The 24897-nt window shown below is 42.8% G+C and carries 28 protein-coding genes; 15 read left to right on the top strand and 13 right to left on the bottom strand.

Annotation, left to right across the window (positions count from 1 at the left end):
• Positions 1 to 8 precede the first annotated feature (8 nt).
• The 8 genes from cydB to MTX11_RS11450 all read right to left on the bottom strand — a co-directional run bounded on the left by cydB (position 9) and on the right by MTX11_RS11450 (position 7576).
• Positions 9 to 1154: a cytochrome d ubiquinol oxidase subunit II gene (gene cydB, locus MTX11_RS11485; RefSeq protein ID WP_148334885.1), complete on the bottom strand. Its 1146-nt coding sequence runs from the start codon at positions 1152 to 1154 to the stop codon at positions 9 to 11.
• The gene (locus MTX11_RS11480; RefSeq protein WP_243475149.1) at positions 1151 to 2737 is read right to left on the bottom strand and encodes a cytochrome ubiquinol oxidase subunit I; all 1587 of its coding nucleotides are present in this window, start codon (positions 2735 to 2737) and stop codon (positions 1151 to 1153) included. The genes cydB and MTX11_RS11480 overlap by 4 nt, the downstream gene beginning before the upstream one ends.
• On the bottom strand, positions 2737 to 2928 hold the full coding sequence (cydP, locus tag MTX11_RS11475; protein WP_004645265.1) for a cytochrome oxidase putative small subunit CydP: 192 nt from the start codon (positions 2926 to 2928) through the stop codon (positions 2737 to 2739). The genes MTX11_RS11480 and cydP overlap by 1 nt, the downstream gene beginning before the upstream one ends.
• Positions 2929 to 3372: 444 nt before the next feature.
• Entirely contained in the window at positions 3373 to 4425 is a 1053-nt protein-coding gene (locus tag MTX11_RS11470; RefSeq protein WP_184413070.1) for a porin, read from the bottom strand.
• Positions 4426 to 4742: 317 nt separating this feature from the next.
• Positions 4743 to 5156 carry an HIT family protein gene (locus MTX11_RS11465; protein ID WP_004278705.1) on the bottom strand — a complete coding sequence of 138 codons (414 nt, stop codon included), beginning with the start codon at positions 5154 to 5156 and terminating at the stop codon, positions 4743 to 4745.
• 31 nt (positions 5157 to 5187) lie between these two features.
• Positions 5188 to 5457 (bottom strand): YARHG domain-containing protein, encoded by a 270-nt coding sequence (locus MTX11_RS11460; protein WP_004278704.1) that lies wholly within the window; start codon positions 5455 to 5457, stop codon positions 5188 to 5190.
• Positions 5458 to 5543: 86 nt separating this feature from the next.
• Entirely contained in the window at positions 5544 to 6416 is an 873-nt protein-coding gene (locus MTX11_RS11455) for an NAD(P)-dependent oxidoreductase (RefSeq protein WP_180037332.1), read from the bottom strand.
• A 62-nt stretch (positions 6417 to 6478) separates the two neighbouring features.
• Positions 6479 to 7576: an alpha/beta fold hydrolase gene (locus MTX11_RS11450; protein WP_005252044.1), complete on the bottom strand. Its 1098-nt coding sequence runs from the start codon at positions 7574 to 7576 to the stop codon at positions 6479 to 6481.
• A gap of 142 nt (positions 7577 to 7718) precedes the next feature.
• Here MTX11_RS11450 and MTX11_RS11445 point away from each other — a divergent pair, with 142 nt between their 5' ends.
• The 9 genes from MTX11_RS11445 to trpB all read left to right on the top strand — a co-directional run bounded on the left by MTX11_RS11445 (position 7719) and on the right by trpB (position 15425).
• A complete protein-coding gene (locus MTX11_RS11445; RefSeq protein WP_005100072.1) occupies positions 7719 to 8906 on the top strand; it encodes an O-succinylhomoserine sulfhydrylase in 1188 nt (395 codons plus the stop codon).
• A gap of 28 nt (positions 8907 to 8934) precedes the next feature.
• Positions 8935 to 9264, top strand: coding sequence for a YbaB/EbfC family nucleoid-associated protein (locus MTX11_RS11440; RefSeq protein WP_004278699.1), 330 nt, complete (start codon positions 8935 to 8937; stop codon positions 9262 to 9264).
• Positions 9265 to 9277: 13 nt separating this feature from the next.
• Positions 9278 to 9874 carry a recombination mediator RecR gene (recR, locus tag MTX11_RS11435; RefSeq protein WP_243475148.1) on the top strand — a complete coding sequence of 199 codons (597 nt, stop codon included), beginning with the start codon at positions 9278 to 9280 and terminating at the stop codon, positions 9872 to 9874.
• A gap of 178 nt (positions 9875 to 10052) precedes the next feature.
• Positions 10053 to 11195, top strand: a complete 1143-nt coding sequence (locus MTX11_RS11430) for a ribonuclease D (protein WP_243475147.1) — start codon at positions 10053 to 10055, stop codon at positions 11193 to 11195.
• A 130-nt stretch (positions 11196 to 11325) separates the two neighbouring features.
• Complete coding sequence (locus MTX11_RS11425; RefSeq protein WP_004278695.1) at positions 11326 to 11631, top strand: YcgL domain-containing protein; 306 nt, start codon at positions 11326 to 11328, stop codon at positions 11629 to 11631.
• 21 nt (positions 11632 to 11652) lie between these two features.
• A complete protein-coding gene (locus MTX11_RS11420; RefSeq protein ID WP_005106668.1) occupies positions 11653 to 12036 on the top strand; it encodes a hypothetical protein in 384 nt (127 codons plus the stop codon).
• A 20-nt stretch (positions 12037 to 12056) separates the two neighbouring features.
• Positions 12057 to 12908 carry an AAA family ATPase gene (locus MTX11_RS11415; RefSeq protein ID WP_243475146.1) on the top strand — a complete coding sequence of 284 codons (852 nt, stop codon included), beginning with the start codon at positions 12057 to 12059 and terminating at the stop codon, positions 12906 to 12908.
• 13 nt (positions 12909 to 12921) lie between these two features.
• Entirely contained in the window at positions 12922 to 14109 is a 1188-nt protein-coding gene (locus tag MTX11_RS11410) for a vWA domain-containing protein (protein ID WP_005262764.1), read from the top strand.
• A gap of 107 nt (positions 14110 to 14216) precedes the next feature.
• Positions 14217 to 15425, top strand: a complete 1209-nt coding sequence (trpB, locus tag MTX11_RS11405) for a tryptophan synthase subunit beta (protein WP_243475145.1) — start codon at positions 14217 to 14219, stop codon at positions 15423 to 15425.
• Positions 15426 to 15554: 129 nt separating this feature from the next.
• Here trpB and MTX11_RS11400 read toward each other — a convergent pair whose 3' ends face one another.
• From MTX11_RS11400 to MTX11_RS11390, 3 genes are all read right to left on the bottom strand, one after another.
• Complete coding sequence (locus MTX11_RS11400; protein WP_004278688.1) at positions 15555 to 15986, bottom strand: CBS domain-containing protein; 432 nt, start codon at positions 15984 to 15986, stop codon at positions 15555 to 15557.
• A 104-nt stretch (positions 15987 to 16090) separates the two neighbouring features.
• Positions 16091 to 16471: a DUF2750 domain-containing protein gene (locus MTX11_RS11395; protein WP_004645256.1), complete on the bottom strand. Its 381-nt coding sequence runs from the start codon at positions 16469 to 16471 to the stop codon at positions 16091 to 16093.
• 151 nt (positions 16472 to 16622) lie between these two features.
• Positions 16623 to 16856 carry an SEL1-like repeat protein gene (locus MTX11_RS11390; protein WP_004278686.1) on the bottom strand — a complete coding sequence of 78 codons (234 nt, stop codon included), beginning with the start codon at positions 16854 to 16856 and terminating at the stop codon, positions 16623 to 16625.
• 224 nt (positions 16857 to 17080) lie between these two features.
• Here MTX11_RS11390 and MTX11_RS11385 point away from each other — a divergent pair, with 224 nt between their 5' ends.
• The gene (locus MTX11_RS11385) at positions 17081 to 17440 is read left to right on the top strand and encodes a hypothetical protein (protein WP_034436454.1); all 360 of its coding nucleotides are present in this window, start codon (positions 17081 to 17083) and stop codon (positions 17438 to 17440) included.
• 98 nt (positions 17441 to 17538) lie between these two features.
• A complete protein-coding gene (locus tag MTX11_RS11380) occupies positions 17539 to 17862 on the top strand; it encodes a hypothetical protein (protein WP_004645254.1) in 324 nt (107 codons plus the stop codon).
• On the opposite strand, the gene MTX11_RS11375 is transcribed toward MTX11_RS11380, so the two are convergent.
• Both MTX11_RS11375 and MTX11_RS11370 read right to left on the bottom strand, forming a co-directional pair.
• The gene (locus MTX11_RS11375) at positions 17786 to 19360 is read right to left on the bottom strand and encodes a M16 family metallopeptidase (protein ID WP_243475144.1); all 1575 of its coding nucleotides are present in this window, start codon (positions 19358 to 19360) and stop codon (positions 17786 to 17788) included. The genes MTX11_RS11380 and MTX11_RS11375 overlap by 77 nt on opposite strands.
• Positions 19360 to 20766 (bottom strand): M16 family metallopeptidase, encoded by a 1407-nt coding sequence (locus MTX11_RS11370; RefSeq protein WP_243475143.1) that lies wholly within the window; start codon positions 20764 to 20766, stop codon positions 19360 to 19362. The genes MTX11_RS11375 and MTX11_RS11370 overlap by 1 nt, the downstream gene beginning before the upstream one ends.
• A 177-nt stretch (positions 20767 to 20943) precedes the next feature.
• On the opposite strand from MTX11_RS11370, the gene ftsY reads away from it, so the two are divergent.
• The 4 genes from ftsY (at position 20944) to MTX11_RS11350 (ending at position 24523) form a co-directional block, all read left to right on the top strand.
• Positions 20944 to 22047 carry a signal recognition particle-docking protein FtsY gene (gene ftsY / locus MTX11_RS11365; protein ID WP_004278679.1) on the top strand — a complete coding sequence of 368 codons (1104 nt, stop codon included), beginning with the start codon at positions 20944 to 20946 and terminating at the stop codon, positions 22045 to 22047.
• Positions 22048 to 22224: 177 nt separating this feature from the next.
• Complete coding sequence (locus MTX11_RS11360) at positions 22225 to 22914, top strand: nitroreductase family protein (RefSeq protein ID WP_243475142.1); 690 nt, start codon at positions 22225 to 22227, stop codon at positions 22912 to 22914.
• A 196-nt stretch (positions 22915 to 23110) separates the two neighbouring features.
• Positions 23111 to 23704, top strand: a complete 594-nt coding sequence (locus MTX11_RS11355; RefSeq protein WP_004731228.1) for a nitroreductase family protein — start codon at positions 23111 to 23113, stop codon at positions 23702 to 23704.
• 204 nt (positions 23705 to 23908) lie between these two features.
• Positions 23909 to 24523 (top strand): DUF2057 family protein, encoded by a 615-nt coding sequence (locus MTX11_RS11350; protein WP_243475141.1) that lies wholly within the window; start codon positions 23909 to 23911, stop codon positions 24521 to 24523.
• Positions 24524 to 24897: the final 374 nt, after the last annotated feature.

Below are 24897 nucleotides of genomic sequence, written 5' to 3'. Positions count from 1 at the left end.
ACATAGCCTTAGTACAGGCTATGTGAATTATCTTCAATGTGTTTGTTGGTAATCACGCCCCACATCTTGTAATAACACCAAGTGGTATAGGTCAGGATCAGTGGTACAAAGATACAGGCAGCAACGGTCATAACGGTTAAGGTATTTTTACTAGATACCGCATCCCACATAGTCAGACTTGCAACCGGGTTAATGCTCGAAGGCATCAGGAAAGGGAACAGTGCGAAACCGGCAGTCAGGATGGCGCCGATGACAGCCAGAGATGAACCCAGGAAGCTCAAGCCTGCTTTGTTTTTACCTGCTGCAAGTACAATGATCAAGCCACCCAAAATGCCAGCAATAGGCGCTGCCATCGTGATTGGATAAGTCGAATAGTTATTCATCCAGCCTGGATTGGCATTGGTCAATACTTCTTTGGCCAGCGGATTGGCAACACCATTGGTATCAAAAGGTGTAACTAAGGTATAGCCCTGAATGCCACCAAAATACAACCATGCACCGGCTGCCAGGAAAGTTGCTAAATACACTAGTCCCATGATTTGTGTTGCTTTGGCAGAACGTTGGCGTAGGTCACCATCAGTACGCAGCATTAACCATGCACCACCATGTGCACACAGCATCGATAAACTGACCAGACCGCACACAATTGCAAACGGATTGAGCAGGGCAAAGAAGCTACCAGTATAAGTAGAACGTACAGTTTCATCTAAAGTAAATGGTACACCCAGGAACATGTTGCCGAATGCCACACCGAAGACCAATGCAGGCACTGCACCACCAATGGCTAGACCCCAGTCCCATGAATTGCGCCATTTGGTATTTTCCAGTTTTGAGCGATAGTCAAAACCGACCGGACGCAGGAATAGGGCAAACAGTACCAGCAACAGTGCCCAGTACATGCCAGAGAAGGCGGTTGCATAGACCATTGGCCAGGCAGCGAACAAAGCACCGCCGGCAGTAATAAACCAGACTTGGTTACCGTCCCAGTGCGGCGCAATGGTATTGATCGCTGCACGGCGCTCGCTATCATTTTTGCCCACAAATGGCATGATCGCCATGGAGCCCATATCGAAGCCGTCGGTGAGGGCAAAGCCAATCAGCAATACGCCTACCAGCACCCACCAAATGATTTTTAATAATTCATATTCGATCATGCTTGAGTCTCCCCATTTGACTTTTCTGCAGCTGCAAGCTTTTCAAAATGGTATTTACCAGTATGCAGTGAGCTTGGGCCAAGACGTGAGAACTTGATCATCAGATACATCTCGATAATCAGTAACACGGTATAGAATGCTGCCAATGCGAGGATTGAACCCCAGACATCACCTGTGCTTAAGCTTGATGCTGAAAGATGCGTCGGTAATACCTCACCAATAGTCCATGGTTGACGACCTACTTCTGCTACATACCAGCCAGTTTGCGCAGCAACCCAAGGTAAAGGCAGTGCAAATAATGCAAATTTCAATAACCATGGTTTGTTTTCAGCATTACGTTTTGCTACCGCAAAAGTTGCCAGTGCAAATAGAAGTAGCATCAGGAAGCCGGAAGCTACCATGGCACGGAATGCCCAGAACAGGCTTGGTACGTGTGGAATAGTGTCTTTAGCAGCTGCTTTGATTTGCTCTTCAGAAGCATCAACGACATTTGGTGTGTATTTTTTCAGAAGTAGACCGTAACCTAAGTCTTTTTGGCTTTCTTCAAAAGCGGTTTTCAGTTCTGGAGACTGATCACCAGCACGTAATTTTTCCAGTTGTGAATAGGCCACCATACCATTACGGATACGCGCTTCATGCTGAACCAGCAGGTCCTTAATACCTGTAACTTGTTCAGTCGTAGAACGTGTAGCAATCAGACCCATTACATAAGGAATTTTCACTGCATAATCTGTAGTCATGGTTTCCTTATTCGGGATACCGAACAAAGTAAATGGCGCAGGTGCAGGGTGAGTATCCCATTCTGCTTCAATCGCTGCCAGTTTGGTTTTCTGTACATCGCCCAGCTCATACCCTGATTCATCACCCAGTAAAATTACTGAAAGTGTAGAAGCAAGCCCGAAGATGGCTGCAATGGCAAAAGAACGGCGTGCAAAAGGCAAGTCACGTTTTTTCAGCATGTAGTAACTTGAAATAGCCAGGACGAAGATGGCACCTGTGACATAACCCGCAGATACGGTATGCACAAATTTAACCTGAGCGACCGGGTTAAAGATCAGTGCAGCAAAGTCCATCATTTCCATACGCATGGTTTCATAGTTAAATGCTGAACCGACCGGGTTTTGCATCCAGCCATTGGCGACCAGAATCCAGAGTGCGGACATGTTCGAGCCTAAAGCTACCAGCCAGGTCACTGCCAGATGTTGTACTTTGGACAGGCGATCCCAACCAAAGAAGAACAAGCCAATAAAGGTCGATTCAAGGAAGAAGGCCATCAAACCTTCAATCGCCAGCGGTGCACCGAAAATATCACCGACATAATGCGAGTAATAAGCCCAGTTGGTTCCGAACTGGAACTCCATGGTCAGGCCGGTGGTTACCCCTAAGGCAAAGTTAATACCAAACAGTTTTCCCCAGAACTTGGTCATGTCTTTATAGATTTCTTTGCCGGAAATCACATAGGTGGTTTCCATAATGGCAAGCAGAAATGCTAGACCTAGCGTCAGTGGAACAAAAATAAAGTGATACATCGCGGTCATGGCGAACTGGAACCGCGAGAGATCGACCACGCTTTCAGAAATCATCAACGTGTCTCCTGGATTTGGGAAGGATTGCCGGCGATACGCTCGGCGACTTGGTTATCAAAATTTTTAGGAATCGTAGGCGCATCAAACCAGATATTTTTAATTATCATGAGTAAAATAACCTTGATAATTAAAATGGCGGTTATTTCTCTAACCACTCTCTGGTTTAGATTTTTAGGAACTAAGCTCATTCGACTAAGCCTGTTATATGACTTGTTGTATATTATTAATCTATTGTAACTAAAAAATAAATAGATGATACAGTTTAAATAAATATATATTTATAAATACTTGAAAGTAATAAATATATATTTATTCAAGTTAAAATTTATTCTAAATATTTTTTATTATTTTATGTAATTTTATTGGTTTTTAAATCCGACTAAAATGCTTATATTTATATATTTTAATGTAGATTATTTTGGTTGGAATAATATTCTCCTATTTTTAAATCTGATTAAAATGCTTGGTTTTAAAATAAAGAATAAAATTAATCAAACTAAATTGGTTGGTTTTATAAGGGTTGAATATCAGTGTCACAATCTTTCTCATCTTATTTATTTTGATAAAAAACACACCAAAAAAAGAACATGCTGGAGGCATGTTCTTTTTAAGCTTTGTGAGGGAGGCTCGACTTAGAAGTCGTAACGCATGCCTAGAGAAAGACCTAGGCTGTCTTCACCGCGTACGCCACCTACAGTATTGGTACGACCTTGTGCCCAAGGGGTAAGGTTTGAGTTTTCATCATTTAGTACAGTTGCTATGTTGCCATAAATGCGGACTGTTGGATCTAAACGGTGCTCAAGTCCGATTGCCAGCAAAGTTGCATTCGCATCATCGGCATCAACATCGCGGTGGAATACTTCACCACGGAATGAGGTTTTTGGTGCAAATTTATATTCACCGGCTACGCCAAATACCTGTGCATCTGGGTTTGCTTCAGAATTATCATGTTGAAGGAATTGGTATAAACCACCCAGGTTGAATTCAGGTGTGATTTTGTAAGCACCTGCGATACGGAAACCATCGCGCTCACCACGGGCAGCTTCTTCTTCATAGTGTTCATAGGCAGCAGCGAAATCAACTTTACCTTCTTTATAGGTTAAAGCGAGGTCGTAAGCTTTATCTTTGTCCTTGGCACCATCTTTAGTGGCATCCGGGCTATTTGTTTCATGTAGTGACATCGCACCTAATACGTTGAAACCGCCACCAAATTTTGGTGATTTATATTCAATGGTATTGGCATTACGTTCATCAAAACGCAGGTTGCCTACACGCGTAACGTTACGAACGTCACCGACCATATCACCAAAGAAGTTGACCGGGCCACGTGCTACTTTGAATGGACTGTCAAAACGGCCGATACGCGCTTGACCAAAATCACCTTTTAAACCAACAAAAGTATCGCGAGTTGCAAATTCAACATCATCATTTGCAGAACCACTTGCAAAGTTAATTTCCTGTTCGATTTGACCAAATACGGTCATACCATTTTCTAGTTTTTGTTCAGCTTTAAAGCCTAGGCGTGAAGAGTTTGAAGAAAGACCTACTTCGTTATAATCCTGGCCATCATCCAGATAATCTAAAGAAACGTGTGCACGACCATACACTTTAACATCAGCAGCAGCTGCCATCACTGGTGTTAAAATTGTTGCCCCGATTGCTAATGCAGATAACGTTTTTTTCATGTGTTGCTCCAATAAAGACTTTTTTATTCATCGTCTTAAAAACAAGTTTCAGTATTGTTTTGAAACATCTACTGCTCTATTGGTGCCAAGTATTCATTACAAATAAGTCAATATGATTAAGGAAATATTTCAGAAATATTAAAGACAATCATTGTCTTATTTTTTGTAAGATTATGAGTTGGGTAAGCAGGATTGCTGCAAAACCTAAAAAATAGGCTAGGTGACTTTTACTGATATTTTATTGGCTTAATCAAGAGTGAAATACATTAGACATAAAAAATGGAGCCGAGGCTCCATTTTTAGGTATTAAGAATAGCTTAAAGGGCAGCTTTAATTTTCTCGGCCAAAGCTTTAATTTTTTCCTGGTCGCCCATCTGTGCAGCATGTTTGCCCAGATTGTGCAAAGAGGTAGGAACCAGATGGAAATGTACGTGTGGTACGGTCTGACCCGCTGCTGCCCCTGATAATTGCATCAGCACGATACCGTCCACACCTAAACCTTTTTCAATGGCTTTTGCAACTTTCTGTACGATCTGAATCGTATACGCTGCAGCTTCAGGAGGTAGATCCAGTAAAGTGATTGCCGGAGTTTTCGGAACCACCAGAGTATGACCTTCTGCCTGAGGCATGATGTCCATAAATGCAAGAACCTGGTCATCTTCATACACTTTTATCGCAGGAAGTTCACCGCGTAGAATTCGTGCAAAAATATTCTGATCATCATAAGTCATAAGTATATTCCTTGAGCGTCATTAAACTGAATTATTTACAGTTCAATTCTTTCTGACGATCTTTGATCGCGTCAAGACGTTGTTGCTCTTTTTCCGAGAATTTTGGCTTGGTTGTATAGCAATTGTCATTACCAAACTTGGCTTTTGCTTCAGGATCTTTGAAACAGAAACCTTTAGACGCATAAATCACATCATGATCATTTTTTAATTTTTTGCACTCTTGTTCAGATGCAAGAACCGATGTTGAAGCCCCGAACAAAGTTGCAAAGCCAATCAATGCTGCAACAGAAAATTTCTTCATGAGAGTTTCCTCTGGGTTATCCACTATATGTGCCTGCCTACTAGTCACAATATGAGGTTTCGTTATCATTATTCAATGGCGAGATATTACTCGATGGTAATATTACTCCATGATTCATACATTTTCACAGCACTGGAAAAATCACTGTTTTTATCCGACAGATCGCTGGCCGCTTGAATCAGATTCTGGGTCAACGAGAGCACAGGCGCAGAAAGTTTGGCTTCACGCGCAAGGTCGATTGCAATGCCTGTATCTTTGGCCAAGAGTGGCAGGGCAAAGGTTACAGGAAAACTGCGGTTTAAAATACGCTGCGGCAAAACGGTTTCAGTCACCATGCTTTTACCACTTGAAGCATTAATACAATCCAGCGCTTCATGCAAGTTTACCCCATGCGCTTTCAGTGTAGTAAAGCCTTCTGCGACGGCACACAGGTTTACAGCCATTAACATATTATTTACGGCTTTCACTGCAAAACCCGCGCCAGATTCACCGACATGCTTGATCAGCTTGCCAAATGCCTGCATCGCAGGAAGGGCTTTTTCATAGCCCTCTGCATTGCCGCCCACCATCACGGTTAATGTACCATTCTCAGCACCAACGGTTTGGCCACTGACCGGTGCATCCAGAAAGATTACCCCATGTTTAGCCAATTGTACTGCCAATTTTTGGGCAGAATCCGGTACACCACTGGTGCAGTCGACCCAGACTGAACCGGATTTAAGCGACAGATTTTCCAGAAGTCGTTCAACGTCAGCGCTAGTTGGCAGGCAGGAAAAAATCACATCTGCCTGTACGGCCTGTTCCAGTGTGACGGCTTGGGTGCCATATTCAGCCGCATGTTGCTCTGCCTTGTTAAAGCTGCGGTTCCAGACATAGACCGTATCAAAATGCTTGGGTAAATGTGCTGCCATACGAAAACCCATTGCACCTAGGCCGATAAATGCCACTGACTGAATCATGCTGTACCCTCTGAATATGTTTAAAGCTATTTAATATTTTTTTCTGGTGCGGGGAATCTACACTAAACATCAAGACGTGTAGAGCGCTGCACCAGCCAGGTCGTCATTTTGGGCCAGAATGTATTTGCCGTTTTCTGGTTCGACATTAGTCCAAGATGACCACCCGGTATAAGAGTAAACGTCTTATCTTGGCTACTTGTCAATTCCATCAAAGGCTTAGCTGACTGTTCTGTGACAATCTGATCGGTTTGACCTGCACCTACCAACAGGGAGCAGCTGATATTTTTAAGATCAACGACACGGCCATCCAAAGTGATAGAACCCTGTTTTAAAGGATTTTGCAGCCATAAATGCAGCACCATGTCCTGATTAATCCCACCTGGATAATCAATCATCTTGTTCAGGAAATTTCCCATGGTGGCATGTTCATAGACATCTTCGACATGATCCAGATTCAGCAAAAACTGCTTCTGGCTTTTGAGCCAGCCGATCGGATCGAGTAACTTGAAGCCCAAGGCATTTACAATACCCGGCGTATGAATATATTGCTTCGGGATCAGTCCTTGATGAATGGCTTGTTGCAAATTCTTATTTTTAGAAATCAGTTTATTAGTCGTAGAAAAAAGTTTGCCGACACGTCCTGACGCATAACTGTCGATAGGACTGCCCACCACGATCAGATTCTTGACATGTTCAGGCGAATGCAGGGCTGTATAGAGCGTGACAAACACCCCAGCCATACTCCAGCCGTGTAAGGAAATGAACTGACTGCCTGAATGCTTGCAGATGGTTTCAATGGATTGAGGAATGGCTGCATCGATAAAAGATAAAAAATTCAGGTGACGGTGCTTAAAGTTGAAGCGTTTCCATTCCACCAGATAGACATCAAAACCGCTATGCTGAAAATGCTTGACCAGAGAGCGATAAGGATACAGATCATAGATATCCATATTAATGGCTAACGGTGCGATGAAAACCAGAGGCTCCTTATATTTTTTCTCAGGTGAAGCGTAATAACGAATCTTGCAAAACTCGGTGCCGGCAATATATTCAAAAGGGGTTTTTTGCGACAGGATCAGTGAGGAGGCATTAAACACCCGGGTGCTGAGGTGTTTCAATTTTTTTTGCTGGCGCTGAAAGTTTTGTTTTAACTGAATCATGTAAATAAAATATCCGTATCCGCGGGAGGATTGATCGAAGTCTAAGCAATAATCGCTTATTATGCCTTGACCTGAAATAGCTTAGGCGCTCAAAATGTTGGCAAATTTTTACAAAAGGCAGCCTGAGGGCTGAGGTAAAGCGATGAGCCAGCAAGACGATATTTCTTACCAATTAGAAACTTTAGCCATTCGTACCGGTCATACCCGCACTTTTGAAGGTGAGCATGGCGAACCGATTTTTCTAACATCGTCTTTTGTGTATGAAAATGCTGCAGAAGCCGCAGCTAAATTCTCAGGCCAGGAACCGGGCAATATCTATTCTCGCTTTACCAATCCGACCGTTGCCATGTTTGAAAAGCGTCTAGCTGCACTTGAAGGTGCAGAGCGCGCCGTCGCCACCAGTTCGGGTATGGCAGCCATTATGGCAGTGATGATGGCATTCTTAAAAGCCGGTGATCATGTGATTTGTTCACGTGCAGTCTTCGGTTCTACGGTTTCCATGTTTGAAAAATATGTCGCAAAATTTGGTGTCAGTGTTGATTTCGTCGATTTGACTGATCTTGATGCATGGAAAAATGCCATCAAGCCTGAAACTAAAATTCTCTTTGTTGAATCTCCATCCAATCCTTTAGCAGAAGTAGCTGATATACAGGGACTCGCCGATATTGCGCATGCCAATGATGCTTTATTGGCGATTGATAACAGCTTTTGTACACCGGTGTTACAACAACCAATCAAATTTGGTGCAGACCTGGTGGTGTATTCTGCGACTAAATATCTGGATGGTCAGGGCCGTGCCTTGGGTGGTGCAGTGGTAGGTAATCATAAGCTGCTGGAAGAAATCTTCGGCTATGTCCGTACCACCGGCCCGTCAATGAGCCCATTCAATGCCTGGGTTTTTCTAAAAGGCTTGGAGACACTACGTTTGCGTATGCGTGAACATTCAGCAAGTGCACAGCAATTGGCTGAATTTTTGAACCAGCATCCAAAAGTGGAAAAAGTATATTATGCGGGCTTGCCTGAACATGTCGGTCATGAACTGGCAGCCAAACAGCAGAGCGGTTTTGGCGGTATTGTGTCTTTTGAAGTGAAAGGTGGCCGTGAGGAAGCATGGACTGTCATCGATAATACCCAGTTTATCTCGATTACCGGTAATTTGGGCGATGTGAAATCGACCATCACCCATCCGGCAACCACGACACATGGTAAATTGTCGCCTGAAGCCAAAGAAGCTGCCGGTATTCGCGAAGGTTTGATTCGCGTATCTGTTGGTTTGGAAGAGATTGGTGATATTATCCAGGATATTCGTCGCGGTTTAGACCTGATTTAATTTTATAAATTTATGTTCGGAGATATTTATGAACATTAACATGTTGATGCAGCAAGCTCAGCGCATGCAGAAAGAAGTTGAAAACAACGTAAAAAAAGCCAAAGAAGAGCTTGCGCAAACTGAAGTGCATGCCGAGGCGGGTGGCGGTCTGGTGAAAGTAACCATGACTTGCCGTAACGTAGTGAAGCGTATCGAAATCAATCCTGAATTACTTCAGGATGATCCAGACATGATCGAAGACCTGATTGCAGCAGCAATGAATGATGCAGCACGTCAGGCAGAAGTGGTATCTGACGAAAGAATGAAAGCAGCGAACTCAGGTATGGGTTTACCGCCTGGTCTTGCAGGTATGTTCTAAGGAAGAATGCGCAATGTTTAGTGATCGTTTTGATCAACTCGTTCAAGCATTACGCATTTTGCCAAGCGTTGGGCCGAAATCGGCTCAACGTATGGCATTGCATATGATCATGAAAAATCGTGAGGGTGCTATTGGTCTGGCACATGCACTGACTGAAGCCACCAATCACATTCATGAATGTTCAGTTTGTCATTCTCTGACCGAAGATGAAGTCTGCAATATCTGTACTTCGCTGGATCGCGATGATGAGTTGCTCTGTGTAGTGGAATCACCTGCAGATGTCATGGCGATTGAGCAAAGTGGCAGCTTCAGAGGTAAATATCATGTATTGGGCGGGCATCTGTCACCACTCGATGGTATTGGACCAGAAGAAATCGGTATTCCCTACTTATTGCATCGTTTGGCCAATGGTCAGGTGAAAGAAGTGATTCTGGCGACCAATGCCACGGTAGAAGGACAGGCCACGGCGCATTATCTGGTTGAGGCCAGTAAATATTTGCCGATCCAGATGACCCGAATTGCCCAGGGCGTACCGCAAGGTGGTGAGCTGGAATATGTCGATAGTCATACCTTGAGTCAGGCAGTACATAACCGGATGCGCATGAAGTAAGTTAAGCTTAAATATCTTGTTAGTTTTAATATAAAAAAGATATTAATTAGAATATAAAACCTGATAAGTAAGCGCCATTTTTTAGGAAATAGGGCAGAATTGGCGTTATTTTTTATACAAAAATTCTATAGATTAGTTAATATGGATCTATCGAGAATCTAATCTTAGACTCAGTTCTATGTTTCAATTTATTCAACATCAAAACGACTTAACTCATGTACTGAAGCTGATGGATCAGAATTCAGTGTATGGGCTGGATACCGAGTTTATCAAGGTTGATACCTTATGGCCTAAGCTGGGTGTTTTTCAGATTAACGTAGACAACAAGGTCTATTTGTTGGATGGAACCACGCTGGATCTGACTGAGTTCCTTAATAAAATTTTTAACGCACAGCAGAATATTTTTCATGCCTGTAGTGAAGATATCGATCTGATCTATCACTATACCCAGAAGAAATCGCTGAGTAATGTGTTTGATACCCAGGTCGGCATGTCATTTTTGGGGCATGGTCTGCAAGTCAGCTATCAAAATGCGCTGAAGCAGATGCTGGAAATCGATATCGAAAAAGACCAGACCCGTTCTGACTGGTTGGCGCGTCCACTCAGTTCCGAACAGTTGCTCTATGCTGCCAATGATGTGCATTATCTGGTGCAACTGTCAGAGAAAATTAAACAGGATCTAGATTCGAAAGATCTGCTGGATTTTGCCTTGCAAGATTGCCGGTTTCTGACTCAGGAAATTGGCGAAGATACCCCAACTGCCTTGTTGTATCAGGATGTCGGAAATTACCGGCATTCACGCCGTCAGCTGATGCAATTGCAGCAATTAATGGTCTGGCGTGATCAGATTGCCAAAGCACTGAATCAGCCACGCAGTTTCATTTTAAAAAATGCCAGCATGATTGATCTGGTGGAAAAATTCCCGCGCAATAATTTCCAGCTGAGTCATGTGAAAGACATTCGTTCGAATGTGGTTCGTGAGCATGGTAAAACCATTTTAGATTTACTGAAATTCCTGCCGGAGCCGGCAAATTGGCCTTTACGTCTGGCACGTCCAATTCGCCACTCTTCCAAAGATATTGGTGAAAAAATTGATTCAATTATTCAGAATGTAGTCAATGAAACTTCAATTCCGAAAGAAGTCCTGATGCGTAAGAAATGGCTGAATGCCTTGTATCAACATGTGGTTTTCCATAAGGACGAGCAGGATCTGCCGGATTATCTGCTTGGGTGGCGCTATGAGTTATTAACTCGGCCACTGATTCAGGTATTGCATCAGGACGAATCTTATCTGTCTACCCAGATGAAAGTCAGCGAGTGATTAGCTACAGGATTGGTTAAAGAAAAAGCAATTATACAAAATCACGACTGATGCATGAGACGTGGCTAATGTTTCTGTCTTTTTTTTGATGTATCCTTGCGGTTGTTTTTCCAGAAAAGTCGTTTGAAATATGCAAGTGTCTATCTACAAATCCAGTAAAAAAAGTGAAATGTATCTGTATGTGGCGCGTCCTGCGAATGAAAGCGAAGCTGAAACATTCGAACCTTTAAGCGTATTGACTGAAGCAGTACAGGCAGCATTTGGACGTGCGACTTTTGTCATGCATCTTGAATTAAGCGAATCACGTAAACTGGCACGTGCCAATGTCTTGCATGTCATGGATTCTATTGAAACCCGCGGTTTCTTCCTGCAAATGCCACCAGAAGGCTTGATTGATCCAAATGCGGTCGCACCAGAAGGTTTACGCGGTGCTTAATGTTAATTCAGGAGTTGTGAAATGAATGGTTATGTGGCTGTATTAGACTCAATTCCTGAACAGAGCATTGCCGTAGCAGTTTATTTGCTCGGCAGCCTGATTGCTTTATGGTGCTGGTATGGCGTAACCAAACGTCTACCTAAACCTATGGGCGGTTTTTTGTGGATTGTGGCCTTTGCCATTCTGTTGACACCGACGGTATCTGAGGGGGCGAATGCTTCTATTGCACCTGCGATCTTCGGTCTGTTATTTGGGGTGTTGACCAAAGAGCAATCCCTGGTTTGGATTAATGCGTCACTTATTTTATTTGTCATTGGGATCGGATCTGTGATTGGCTATTGCTGGTCGACTTATGTGTCGAACAAAAGCAATATTCGTGTTCACGAGAAAAGTTCACCGCTGTAAGTAAAAAATAAGGTTCAATCATGTCTGCTGATATTCAACAATTTTCAGGTACCGATCAGTACATCGCGACTGACAGTTTAAAACTTGCGGTGAAAGCTGCACGCAGTTTGCAAAAACCGTTGCTGGTCAAAGGGGAGCCGGGTACAGGTAAGACTTTACTGGCCGAGCAAGTTGCAGGAAGTCTGGGTTTGGAACTGATCACCTGGCACATCAAGTCTACTACCAAAGCACAGCAAGGTCTGTATGAATATGATGCAGTATCGCGCTTGCGCGATAGCCAGTTGGGTGATGACCGTGTCTATGACATCAAGAACTACATCAAGCCGGGCAAATTGTGGGAAGCATTTACCAGTGAAGAACGCTGTGTTCTGCTGATTGATGAAATTGACAAGGCAGACATCGAGTTTCCAAATGACTTGCTGCATGAACTCGATAAAATGTCGTTCTATGTGTACGAGACTGGCGAGACCATTACGGCAACTCAGCGCCCAATCGTGATCATTACCTCAAATAATGAAAAAGAATTGCCAGATGCTTTCCTGCGTCGTTGCTTCTTCCATTACATCGAATTCCCAGATGAAGCCACCATGCGTGAAATCATTGATGTGCATTTTGCCAATATCTCGACCACACTGGTGAATGAAGCCTTACAGGTTTTCTTTAAATTGCGCCAGATTCCAGGTTTGAAAAAACCACCTTCAACATCTGAATTGATTGATTGGCTCAGCTTGCTGATGGCAGATGATATGCCGGAAGATATTCTGCGCAATACTGATAAATCTAAAGCAATTCCACCTTTGTATGGTGCATTAATCAAGAATGAGCAAGATGTGCAGTTGCTCGAACGTCTAGCATTTATGTCACGTCGTTAAGGGAGAAACACGCATGTTTGTGCGACTGTTTTATACCTTACGCAAATACGGTGTACCGGTATCGACCCGCGAATTGATTGACCTGAATCAGGCAGTTGCTGCAGGTCTGGTCTTTGCCGATCAGGACGAGTTCTATCAGCTGGCCAAAACTGTAATGGTCAAAGACGAGCGCTATTTCGACAAGTTCGATCGCGCCATGAAAGACTATTTTGATGGTATCGCGACCTTTGATCTGGATGACTTGCTAAATCAGGTGCATAAGCTGCCCAAAGACTGGTTCGATCTCGAATTGCTCGAGAAGCATCTGACCCCGGAGCAGCGCGAAGAGCTGAAAAAGGCCGGATCGCTGGAAGAACTGATGAAAATGCTGGAAGAGCGTCTGCGCGAACAGCATAAAAAACATCAGGGCGGTAACAAGATGGTTGGTACCGGTGGCACTTCACCCTTTGGTGCCTATGGCGATCATCCCGAAGGTGTGCGTATTGGCGGGCCGGGGCGTAAGCGTTCTGCGGTGAAAGTCTGGGAGCAGCGTCAATACCGCAATCTGGATGATGAACAGATTTTGGGTAGCCGTCAGATGCAGATGGCATTGCGCCGTTTGCGTAAGTTTGCCCGTCAGGGTGCAGCCGAAGAGCTGGATATTGATGGTACGATTCGTGAAACGGCCAAGCAGGGCATTCTGGATGTGCAACTGGTGCCCGAGCGTCGTAACCGTATTAAAGTTTTAATGCTGTTCGATGTCGGTGGTTCGATGGATGCGCATATTGCCCAGTGTGAAAAGCTGTTCAGTGCGGCGAAAACCGAATTCAAGACCCTGGAATATTTCTATTTCCATAACTGTCTCTATGACTATGTCTGGAAAGACAATATCCGTCGTTCCAGTTCACGCATCAATACCTGGGATTTGTTCAATACCTATGGCCGTGATTACCGCGTGATTGTGGTCGGAGATGCCAGTATGGCGCCGTATGAGCTGAATTCTGTCGGTGGTTCGGTTGAATATATGAATGATGAAGCTGGACAGGTCTGGTTACAGCGTCTGCGTCAGCATTTTGATAAAACTGCTTGGCTGAATCCGGAAGAAGAAAAATACTGGCATTACACCCATACCATTGGTCTGATCCAGCAGATATTTGAAAATCATATGTTTCCAATGACGCTGAAAGGCATTGAAGACATGACCAAATATCTGGCGCGTTAATTCCATTTATCTATAAGTGACTTTAGCTATAGTTATTAGTGCTTTAAAACAAATTATTCTAGTATAAAGTCACTCATTATCTCTTATTTAAAATTTCAGGCATGATTATGGCTCATCAAATTAATGGTATTGCGTTACCGAATGAAGATGGTTTTTTTGGTCAGTATGGCGGTCAGTTTATTCCACCCGATCTGAAACAGGCCATGGATGATATTAATGTGGCCTATCAGGAAATTCGTCAGACTGAAGAGTTTCAGAATGAATTGAAAGATCTGTTTGCCCATTATGTCGGTCGCCCAAGTCCTTTATTTCATGCCAAACGTCTTTCTGAACAGCTTGGCGGGGCGCAGATTTATCTGAAACGTGAAGATCTGAACCATACCGGGGCGCACAAGATCAATCATTGTCTGGGTGAAGCTTTACTTGCGAAATATATGGGCAAGACCAAAGTCATTGCAGAAACCGGTGCCGGCCAGCATGGTGTTGCTTTGGCAACTGCATGTGCCTTGGTGGGTATCCCATGTGAAATTCATATGGGGCAAGTAGATATTGAAAAAGAGCATCCAAACGTCGTCAAGATGAAAATTCTGGGTGCCAAGCTGATTTCTGTGACTCGCGGTACAGCCACACTCAAAGATGCAGTCGACAGTGCTTTTGAAGAATATTTAAAAGACCCGAAAAACTACATCTATGCCATTGGTTCGGTAGTCGGGCCGCACCCATTCCCGATGATGGTACGTGATTTCCAGTCGATTATTGGTGATGAGATTAAAGTTCAGGCCAATGAGCGTTTTGGTGCAAATCCTGACTATGTTGTTGCCTGTGTCGGTGGGGGTTCCAATTCAGTTGGCGCATTCACTGCATTTTTAAATGAACCAGATGTGAAACTGGTTGGCGTTGAGCCGGCAGGTCATGGTTTAGATACCGATATGCATTCAGCTACTTTGACCTTAGGTAAACCGAGCCAGTTACATGGTATGGCCTGTTATGTGCTAGAAGATGAACAGGGCGAGCCATTGCCAGTGCATTCAATTGCTTCTGGTCTGGATTATCCGGGTGTGGGGCCGCAGCATAGCTTGCTGAAAGATTTGGGCCGGGTAGAGTACACTACAGCAACTGATCAGGAATGTCTGGATGCATTCATGACACTGTCACGCTTAGAAGGCATTGTACCTGCATTAGAAAGTTCGCATGCGGTGGCTTGGGCCATTCGTGAAGCAGGGAAACTGCCAAAAGATACCAAGATTGTAGTGAACTTATCGGGTCGTGGTGATAAAGACTCAGATTACGTCGCAGAAAAATTAGGTCTAAACTGATTTTATTCAGAATGTTCATATAAAAAATCCCGGTACACATACCGGGATTTTTTATGGATCAGATATAAAACTTTATCTTGGTGTCACTTAAGTGATCTTCAAATGCCTTAGAGAAAGCTAGATGATGTTTTAACCTGAGATATATTGCTGTAACTGTTCAATCAATTTGCGTTGGTCATCCATGGCCGCTTTGACCAAATCCCCAATTGAAATCAGACCGATCAGTTTTTCATGTTCGACCACGGGTAAGTGGCGTAGGTGGCGTTCAGTCATCAAAGATAAACAGTCTTCTACGCTAGTAGCTGTATTTACGGTAATCACTTTAGAGGTCATGATCTCATTAACAGTGGTGTCGAATGAGGTTCTTTGCATCAGGGCGATCTTACGCGTGTAATCCCGCTCTGACAAAATCCCCACCACATTGTCTTCATGGGTTACCACAAGCGCCCCGATTCCTTTATCCGCCATCAAGGTGATGGCTTCTAAAACAGTAGAATCTGGACGGATGGTATAAATAGCTTGATGCATTTTTTCACTGAGCACCTGTGCCACATTGGTCATGCTTAATCATCCTTATTGGTCAATTTATTATTAATCCTAGAGTATGTATTCAACCTGAACATCTCTAAGTGTTTAGGTTTTAGTCTTTATAAATAGCATGTTATTTAAGCAATGTGCAGTCTTTGTTGCGAAAAAAACAGATGACGCATCTGTGCAGCAGTCAGTTTGAGTTTGGTTCCATTGGTGTTGAACAGGGCTGGCGTAACATTCAGTCGCGACAGGGTCGGCAATAATGCATTTTCAAAATCTTCAGAATTGATTTTACGCGGGATGTAATCCGGCCAATGCTGCTGGGCATAATTTTTAGCATCCAGCGGATTGAGCCAGAATGGGAAGATGCAGTCTTCCTGGTCACGCATCATCGCCCAGCCTTGGTGATATGCGCCCCATAGCTCGCCACAATTCATCAAAGATTTAAGCATCGTGATCTTTAACAGAAAGTTTTTGCAGATCGGATCAAATTGAATAATTTTTCGTGGTTTCATTAGAATAAAGTGCTATTGGAGTTCAGGCTCTATTCTAGAAACTTTATATGAAATTACTGTTTCAGCTTTGCAAGGATTCGTAAGAAAATATGTATTGATTGCTACTTATTGAAAAAAGGGCATAAAAAAACGCCACCTAGGTGACGTTTCTTTATGCTTGCATGGTGGCCATGTTCTGCCAGTACTGGGCTTTGAGTGAATCTCGTTCTACACGGAAACCTTGATAATAAAGTTCTGCTAAAAAAAGCGCTGCTTTACCATGGCCAGCACGAGCGGCTTCTTCAAGCTGTTTTACTGCATCAGCAAAGTTCATTTGAGATTGAATGGTATTCACGGCATCTGCGTACAGATGTTCCAGATCGTGTTGAGAGAGTTGTTGTATCATATAAAAACTCCTTAATTTTAATTATGATTACAGGATAGACTATTTAGTCTAAATACAAATATAAATTAGTATTGTTAAACTAATATTACAAAATAATGGAAAAGTCAACTATTCGATTTTATTTGTTTACTTAAGTTATAGTTTAACTGATTAAACTATACACAACTATAAATATTATTAAGCTACATTGTAAATGGATAGCAAACAATAAGGAGAAGGCCATGATGACAAGAACTTTAGATGGTGTGAAATTTGATATGCCTCCGACTGCAGGTCAAATTATGGAACTTGCCGATTTGCATCGTAAAAAACTCGATCAAGCTATATTCAGTAAACATACCCATCTAGGTGATTATGGACTGGCACAACGTAAAGAAGTCTACGACTTTACCCGTGCGCTGGATGAAAACCAGCGTGAGCAGTTTTATAAGCTTTATAATGGTGAGCTGGTCCGCATTGCAGATGAGGATCGTCTGCATCCGCCTGAAGCAGAAGCGGGTTTAAGTAAATTTGCAATTGCACTGGTATTGCTTGTTGTTGCATTGGTGCTGTATTCAACAATTATTACCAGAATCATGAATTAGTCCTCGAAATAGCAGGATTCAGCTCTTATGAATATTCAGTGCGCTGACTTGAACTTATGTAACTGCGACCATACACTACCTCTAACCTGAGGTAGTGTATGTCTATAGATACAGAAAAACTAAGCCAATTTTTCAGCAGAATCAAACTGGAACAGATTTATAACAGTGTGGTTATTTTTATTATTGCGATCATTCTACTTTTAGCCGCATTTGCTCTATATCGTCCGTTGAGCATTGCTCAAGTCACCCAGATTCAACAACTGTCTAAACAGCAAAACCTTCCCCAAACTCAGGATATGGCACTCGCTTTATTAGAGCAGCAGCATATCCGTCGTGGGCAATATCTTAAATTGATGCAGGCTTATCAGCAGGAATCACTTCGGGCACGTCAGCTTCCGCCGGTCTCTGTGGAGATGCCTTAGGCATAGGGTTTGTTGGTAAGTAATAATTGGCATCCATTAAATTTCGCTCCAAACGCATTTTCAAGGCATTTTGATCCAGTTCTTTGTTGACGACGACTAGGGTTAAGCGATCAGGATGAAAATGCTTGCGCACTGCATTTTGTACATCTGCCGCTGTGATTTTAGCCAAGCGTTCTGGATAACTGGATAAATAATCAGTTTGCTCACTATAAAAACCCATATTGCCTAGCTGGGCATTAATGGTGGCATTACTGCTGTAATTATTAGGAAAAGCACGTAACATGCCTGCTTTGGTTTCTTCCAGACGCTGAGTATCAATAGGTTGGCTGACAAAGTGGATAAATGCTTGATGTGCGACCTGAATGCTGTCTAGCAGTTGATCCTGACGCGTGGAATACTTAAAGCTGAATACGCCGGGTGCCTGACTAAAGCTCAATGAACTATAAGCGCCATAAGTAAAACCACGTTTCACCCGTAGTTCCTGCATCAATACTGCATTAAATCCGCTACCGCCAAACATGCGATTGGCGACTTCTAAAGCCAGTTTATCTTCAGTAAAGCGGGTTGGGCCTAAATGCCCAAAGGTGACATGCGCCTGAGACGAGTTATAGGGTAGATGTACCACTTCAAAACCAGATTGAATTTCAGGCTGTGGCAATGCTTCTGCTTTTTGCCCTTGAGGTAAGTTGCCGGCAATTCGTTCAGACAGTTCGAGTGCCTGTTTCGGGCTGAGTTTGCCAGTAATGGCAATATTCATATTTTGCGCCACCAAAAACTGATCACGAAATTTTTTCAATAATTCTGCATTAATTTTCTTGGTGCTGCCTTGGGTGCCGCTGATTGGTTCTGCATAAGGGTGCTGACCATATAAAGCGCGATAAAAACGGATATCCATCAGTCGGCTTGGGTTTTCCTGCAGCTGTTTTTGTCCCACTTGGGTATTGCTTAAAGCCAGATTAATGCTGGATGGTTTAAATGATGCATTCTTGAGAACCTCCATCAGCATGCCCAATGCGGGTTCCAGTTTTTCCGGGTCTGAAAGCGTACGCAGACGAACCACAAACATATCCCGATAGGCTTGTACGCTGAATTGTGCTCCGGTTTGGTCAAAAACTTCCGCCACCTGATTGGCGCTATATTTGTCGGTTCCTTCACGCATCAACTTGGCTGCCATATTGGATAGACCATATAGGCCTTTGGCAATTTCCTGATCACGGGCCGAACCGGCATTAAAGGTCAGCTGGATATCTACCATGGGAAGATCTTGCGTTTCAACAAACAGCGTGCGTACTTTGTAGCGATTGTTTAGATCATGAATATAAGGCGCCTGAAAATCCCGTTGCTGATTAATATTTTTTAAGCTTTGCAGCAAAGGGATAGACTGTAACTGACTCGGATTATCATTTTGGTTAGGCTGGGGATCCAGATAGTTTTCTGCATGGGTAGCCGAGCTAAGACTTAAAATTGAAATAAGCAAAAATGAACGAAGTTGAAGCATTATAATCCCCGTTGCTGGGTGTTTTGTTCAGGAGAGAGATAAAGCGTGCTGAGATTTTCACGTACAAAATAGGCGTTTGCGACACGCTGGATATCCTGAACGCTGACACTTTCAAAGTGTTTCGGTAATTCATCCATCAGGCGATAACTCAAGCCATTGACCTCTAGATTTCCAATCATTTTGGCTTGTCCGGCAATATCATCCTGGCTATAGATCAAATTGGAAATAAAGCGGGTACTGATACGATCCACTTCCTGTTGGGTCATCGCTGTAGTTTTAAGTAAATCCACTTCATCCTGAATTGCTTGTTGTGCTTCTTGCAAAGAGATGCCCGGCGCAGGTAAGGCAGAAATACCAAACAGGCTGTCGCCGCGATTATAGGGATCATAAGAAACGCTGACAGAGGTCAGAATTTTACGATCACGTACCAATCGGTCTTGCAGGCGCGAAGAAATGCCACTGTCCAAAAGACTGCGAATAATGGTCAAGGCATACGCATCTTGGGGGTTTTTTGCAGTGCCGAGGGATTTTACATTCCAGGTCATGTACAGATTGGGCACCTGAACATTGCTATTAATTTCCATATGGCGATAACCCAAACGCTCAAACTCCAGTACATCATTGCGTGCTGGTGTTGGACGTGCGGGAATGTCAGCAAAATATTTTTGTACCTGAGCCAAAGCAGCTTCAGATTCTACATTTCCAACAATCACCAAAATGGCATTATTCGGACTGTACCAGTCCCGATACCATTTTTTGACATCATTCAACTGAATATTATTCAGGGTTTTCATGTGCCCAATCACCGGCTGGCGATAATGGCTGGTCGGATAACTGATCCATTTAAACCGTTCAAAGGCTTGCGCCCGCGGATTGTCGTCGGTGCGCTGGCGCCGTTCTTCCATGACGACTTTAATTTCTGGTTCGAAGTCCTGCTGCCGTAGCAATAAATTGCTCATACGGTCAGACTCGAGTTCCAAGGCCATAGGAAAATAGGCCTTAGGATAAAGCTGATAATAATTGGTGTAATTGGTGAAGGTGGCTGCATTGATACTGCCGCCATAAATCCGGCTCAGGCGGGTAAATTCGTCATTTGGAACTTTGTGAGTACCTTTAAACATCATATGTTCAAGCGCATGTGATACCCCCAGAATATTTCCAGATTCATCGCTGCTGCCGACTTTGTACCAGATTTGTGTCATTACCATGGGCGCACGATGGTCTTCCCGAATAATGACTTTTAAACCGTTACTTAAAGTGGTTTCAAAAGTAGTCCGTGATAATTCGCTTCGGGTTTGTGCCTGAGCCGTACTAAAAGTCAGACTGAGTAAGACAGCGCTGAGTAGATAAAGCGTCTGTTTGATCATTTGCGAGAAAGAGGAGATAGTCAAAAAGGTGATGAACACTAGATCTCCTGAAATAGGCATTTGTATTTAGAGTTATTTTTAATAAATGTGTGCTTGAAAGCAACCGAGAGCTGTAGCTTTTTGGTATGTTTGTCCAGCATTTGCATTGCTAGCTGCAAAGCAGGCAAGTTATGGTAGAATCTGGGTTTTTAACGCAATGCTTTTCAAGGATTCGGCATGCAACAGCAATCTAATGGGCAAAACAAATTTTTGATTGATGCTGATATCGGAGATGATGATGTCACATTACCGAGCTTACCTGCGGTCAATGTGCCTATTGTAGAAACGCCAAGCGAAACAGCTGTAGTTTCTGCACCTGTCGAAACAGAAACTGAAAATGAAGATTCTGCGGCGAAAGGTGGCTTCTTTAGCCGTATGAAAGTGGGTTTAACCAAAACCCGTAAAAACCTTGCCGATGGGATGGTAAATATCCTGATCGGTGGTAAAGAAATTGATGATGAATTATTAGAAGAAGTCGAAGAGCAGCTTCTGGTGGCCGATATCGGTGTGGAAGCCACCAAGACCATTATCGCTAACCTGACTGAACGTACGGCACGTGGTGATTTGATCTATTCGCATTCACTCTATAAAGCGCTTCAGGAAGAACTGGTGGCTTTATTGGCACCACGGGTAAAACCGCTGCATATTGATCCGAATAAATCGCCTTATGTGATTCTGGTGGTGGGTGTGAATGGTGTCGGTAAAACGACTACCATTGGCAAGTTGGCAAAGCGCCTGCAAGGTGAAGGCAAGACCGTCATGTTGGCAGCAGGCGATACTTTCCGTGCGGCTGCAACTGAACAGCTCCAGATCTGGGGTGAGCGTAATAATATTGCGGTTGTTGCTCAGGGTCATGGTGCTGACTCAGCTTCAGTGATTTTCGATGCTTTTGAAAGTGCGCGTGCCAAAGGTGTGGATGTATTGATTGCAGACACAGCGGGCCGTTTGCATAACAAAGGTCATTTGATGCAGGAATTGACTAAAGTAAAACGTGTAATGCAGAAAATTGATGCCACTGCACCTCATGAAGTGATGTTGGTGGTCGATGCCGGTACTGGTCAGAATGCTATTAATCAGGTCGAGATGTTTGATGAGGCGGTAGGCTTGACGGGCTTAACTATTACCAAACTTGATGGTACTGCCAAAGGTGGGGTACTGTTTAATATCGCCAGTCGTACTCATGTGCCGATTCGCTTTATTGGTGTCGGTGAAAAAATTGATGACTTGCGTCCATTCTCTGCCAAATCTTTTGTTGCTGCATTATTTGAAACTGAAAAATAAATAATGCGCAATGCTTCACATAAACTCCGCCAAGTGCGGAGTTTATTTTTTTTAGCCAGTTCGAGTGTTGTAAAAACCGACAGTAAAACCACCACTAAATCTGCCTATCTTAATAAAGGCCTTATAATTGTAGGGGATTCTCTAAGCTGATTTGGCTTGTTTTTTGTGGGGTAGAAAATGGCATTGCTAAATAAGATTGGTCAGGTATTAACAAGCGATATAACCAAGGATTTTAAATTTTCAAGAAAAAATAAACTGAATGATGATTTAGAATTGACTTTTGTCGATCAATTGAAAAAGCGCCGTAGTATCGATCAACTCGGTAAGCGGGTACATTCTAGTCAGGCTTATCTTGGCGAAATCATTCAGGAAGCAGTGCGGAGTTGTCCTTCGGCTTATGATTCTCAAACTACGCGCATTGTGGTGTTATTCGCAGATTCTCATCATCAATTCTGGGAAATTGTGAAACAGGTACAGCGTCAGCATATGCCGGCATATATTTACGAAGGGATGGAAATCAAGTTGAATCAATGTGCTGCTGCCTATGGCACGGTTTTGTTTTATGAAGATCAAGCCGTGATTCAACAATTGCAAAAGAAAATGCCATTAAATAGTGAGGATTTTCCAGCGTGGTCGGAACAAACTTCCGGTATGGCGCAATTTGCTGTGTGGATGACGCTGGCAGATTCTGGTTTGGGAGCATTCTTGCAACATTATAATCCACTGATTGATGAAAGGGTCGCAGAGCATTTTCAGATTGAAAAGAACTGGTTATTACGCGCACAACTTTGCTTTGGGTCAATTGAACAAACAGTAGAAGCAAAATTACAAAAACCGGATCAGCATCGTTTCAAAGTATTTAATTAAAAGTTTATAGAACACTTTATATGTGACAGCATGGAAGCTGCGGATAAAATTAGATACAAATACGCTACCCAGATCTAAATCTGATTGTTCTATAAATAAAACACATTGTTATCGAAATGCACCTGTCTTGGGTGTTTAAAGCACGTAATATGACTTTATCGATTTTCAAATAATCAAAATATACAGAGGTGGGTTCATGGCATTTTTAGATCAAATCAAACAACGTCGTAGCATTTATTCAATTGGAAAAAATGTAGATCTGGATCAAGCAGAAATTGAGAAAATCATTAAAGATGCGGTGAAGCACAGTCCGTCATCTTTTAACTCGCAAACCTCGCGTGTGGTGATTTTATTTGGTCAATCACATGATACTTTCTGGCATATTGTACGTGAAACTTTACGTGACCTTGTTTCAGCAGATGCATTTGAATCAACCAATAGCAAGATCAATGCTTTTGCAGCAGGTTATGGAACCGCTCTGTTTTATGAAGATCAGAATGTGGTGAAGTCGATGCAAGAGCAGTTTGCACTCTATGCAGATAACTTCCCGGTCTGGTCTGAGCATTCTTCCGCTATTGCACAGTTTGCAACCTGGACCGCTTTGGCAGAAAAAAATATCGGTGCTTCATTGCAGCACTACAATCCAATTATTGATGAAGAAGTTGCACAAACTTTCGAGATTCCATCTCACTGGAAACTTCGTGCTCAACTGGTATTTGGTTCGATTGAAGCTCCTGCAGGTGAAAAAACCTTTATGGATGATGCAGAGCGCTTTAAGACTTTTGCATAAATGATTTTAGATCATAAAAAAAGAAGCATTTTGATGCTTCTTTTTTTATGTCTTAGAGTTGTATTTGGATATGATGGGGTATATTTAGCCAAATAAATGCTAAGAACACAGGCTGTATCACTCCAGCCTTTGTCATAAGATTGTCATTTAGACGCGGCATAGTGCGGCTAATTTTTAATAAACAACCAAAAATGAGTAAAGGATATGGATTTACGTATTGCGGCAACTGCAGCAGTGTTTCTGTTTAGCACATCAGTTTTTTCGGCAGTGACCGTCACAGTACCTGAAGAAATAAAAATTGTTGCCGTAAATGATCAGGAGGTGAACTCGGGTCTATTGCGTTCTAATCAGACTTATAGCTTGGATGCAGGTGTAAATGCGATCAGTGTACGCTATAACGAATTTTTCCAGCATTCAGACAATTCACATGACATTTTAAAGTCGGGTGTGGTTACGGTAAAAACACCCAGCCTTAAAGATGGCGAAACTTATCGTTTAGCACTCATTCAGGCGCCTAAAGATTTTGATGCAGCGCAAAAATATAAAGATCAGCCCATTATTGGTCTATATGATGCGAAAAATCAGCTCTTAGTCCAGCAGGCGGGCACTAAAGATGCAGCGAAACCATGGTTTGGAAATCGCGTGTTGACTAAAAAATTAGATATGACGACTCAAGTTGCGACACCAGTTCATCAACCGGCAGCTGTATATACTCAGTCAGCAGACCAGAATGATCAGCAGCTGATTCAATTATGGCAAAAGGCTTCTAAAGCTGAGCGTCAAAAATTTATGACTTGGCTGGCTGAGCAGGCAAATTAAAATATTTTGATGAAGAATCAAAAAGATCACCATTGAGGTGATCTTTTTTTATGAGATCAAGGCTAGAAAATTAACATTTGCTTAAACTTTTCATGCGGAATTAGCTAGAAAAACGCAAAAAAGTGTTAAAAATAGCCTTTTAGATTAAAAAATAAACGCATGATTGGTTTTTTTGAATATTTTTAAGAAAAGCCCTTGCGCTCGTTTTGAAACTGTATAGAATACGCAGCACACCAACGCAATGCATGAAACGAAACGTTAAGTGATTGGGTTGGAGCTTGAAACTGACGAGGTTTTAAGAAGATCATTAAGAGATTATGAAGAACAACTTGTGTGGATTTTTACTGGTTGATTGATCGAAATTATTTTCATTG

The organism is Acinetobacter lwoffii (assembly GCF_022809915.1).
Classification (GTDB): Bacteria; Pseudomonadota; Gammaproteobacteria; order Pseudomonadales; family Moraxellaceae; genus Acinetobacter; species Acinetobacter lwoffii_M.
This window is presented reverse-complemented; position numbering and strand designations above follow the sequence as displayed.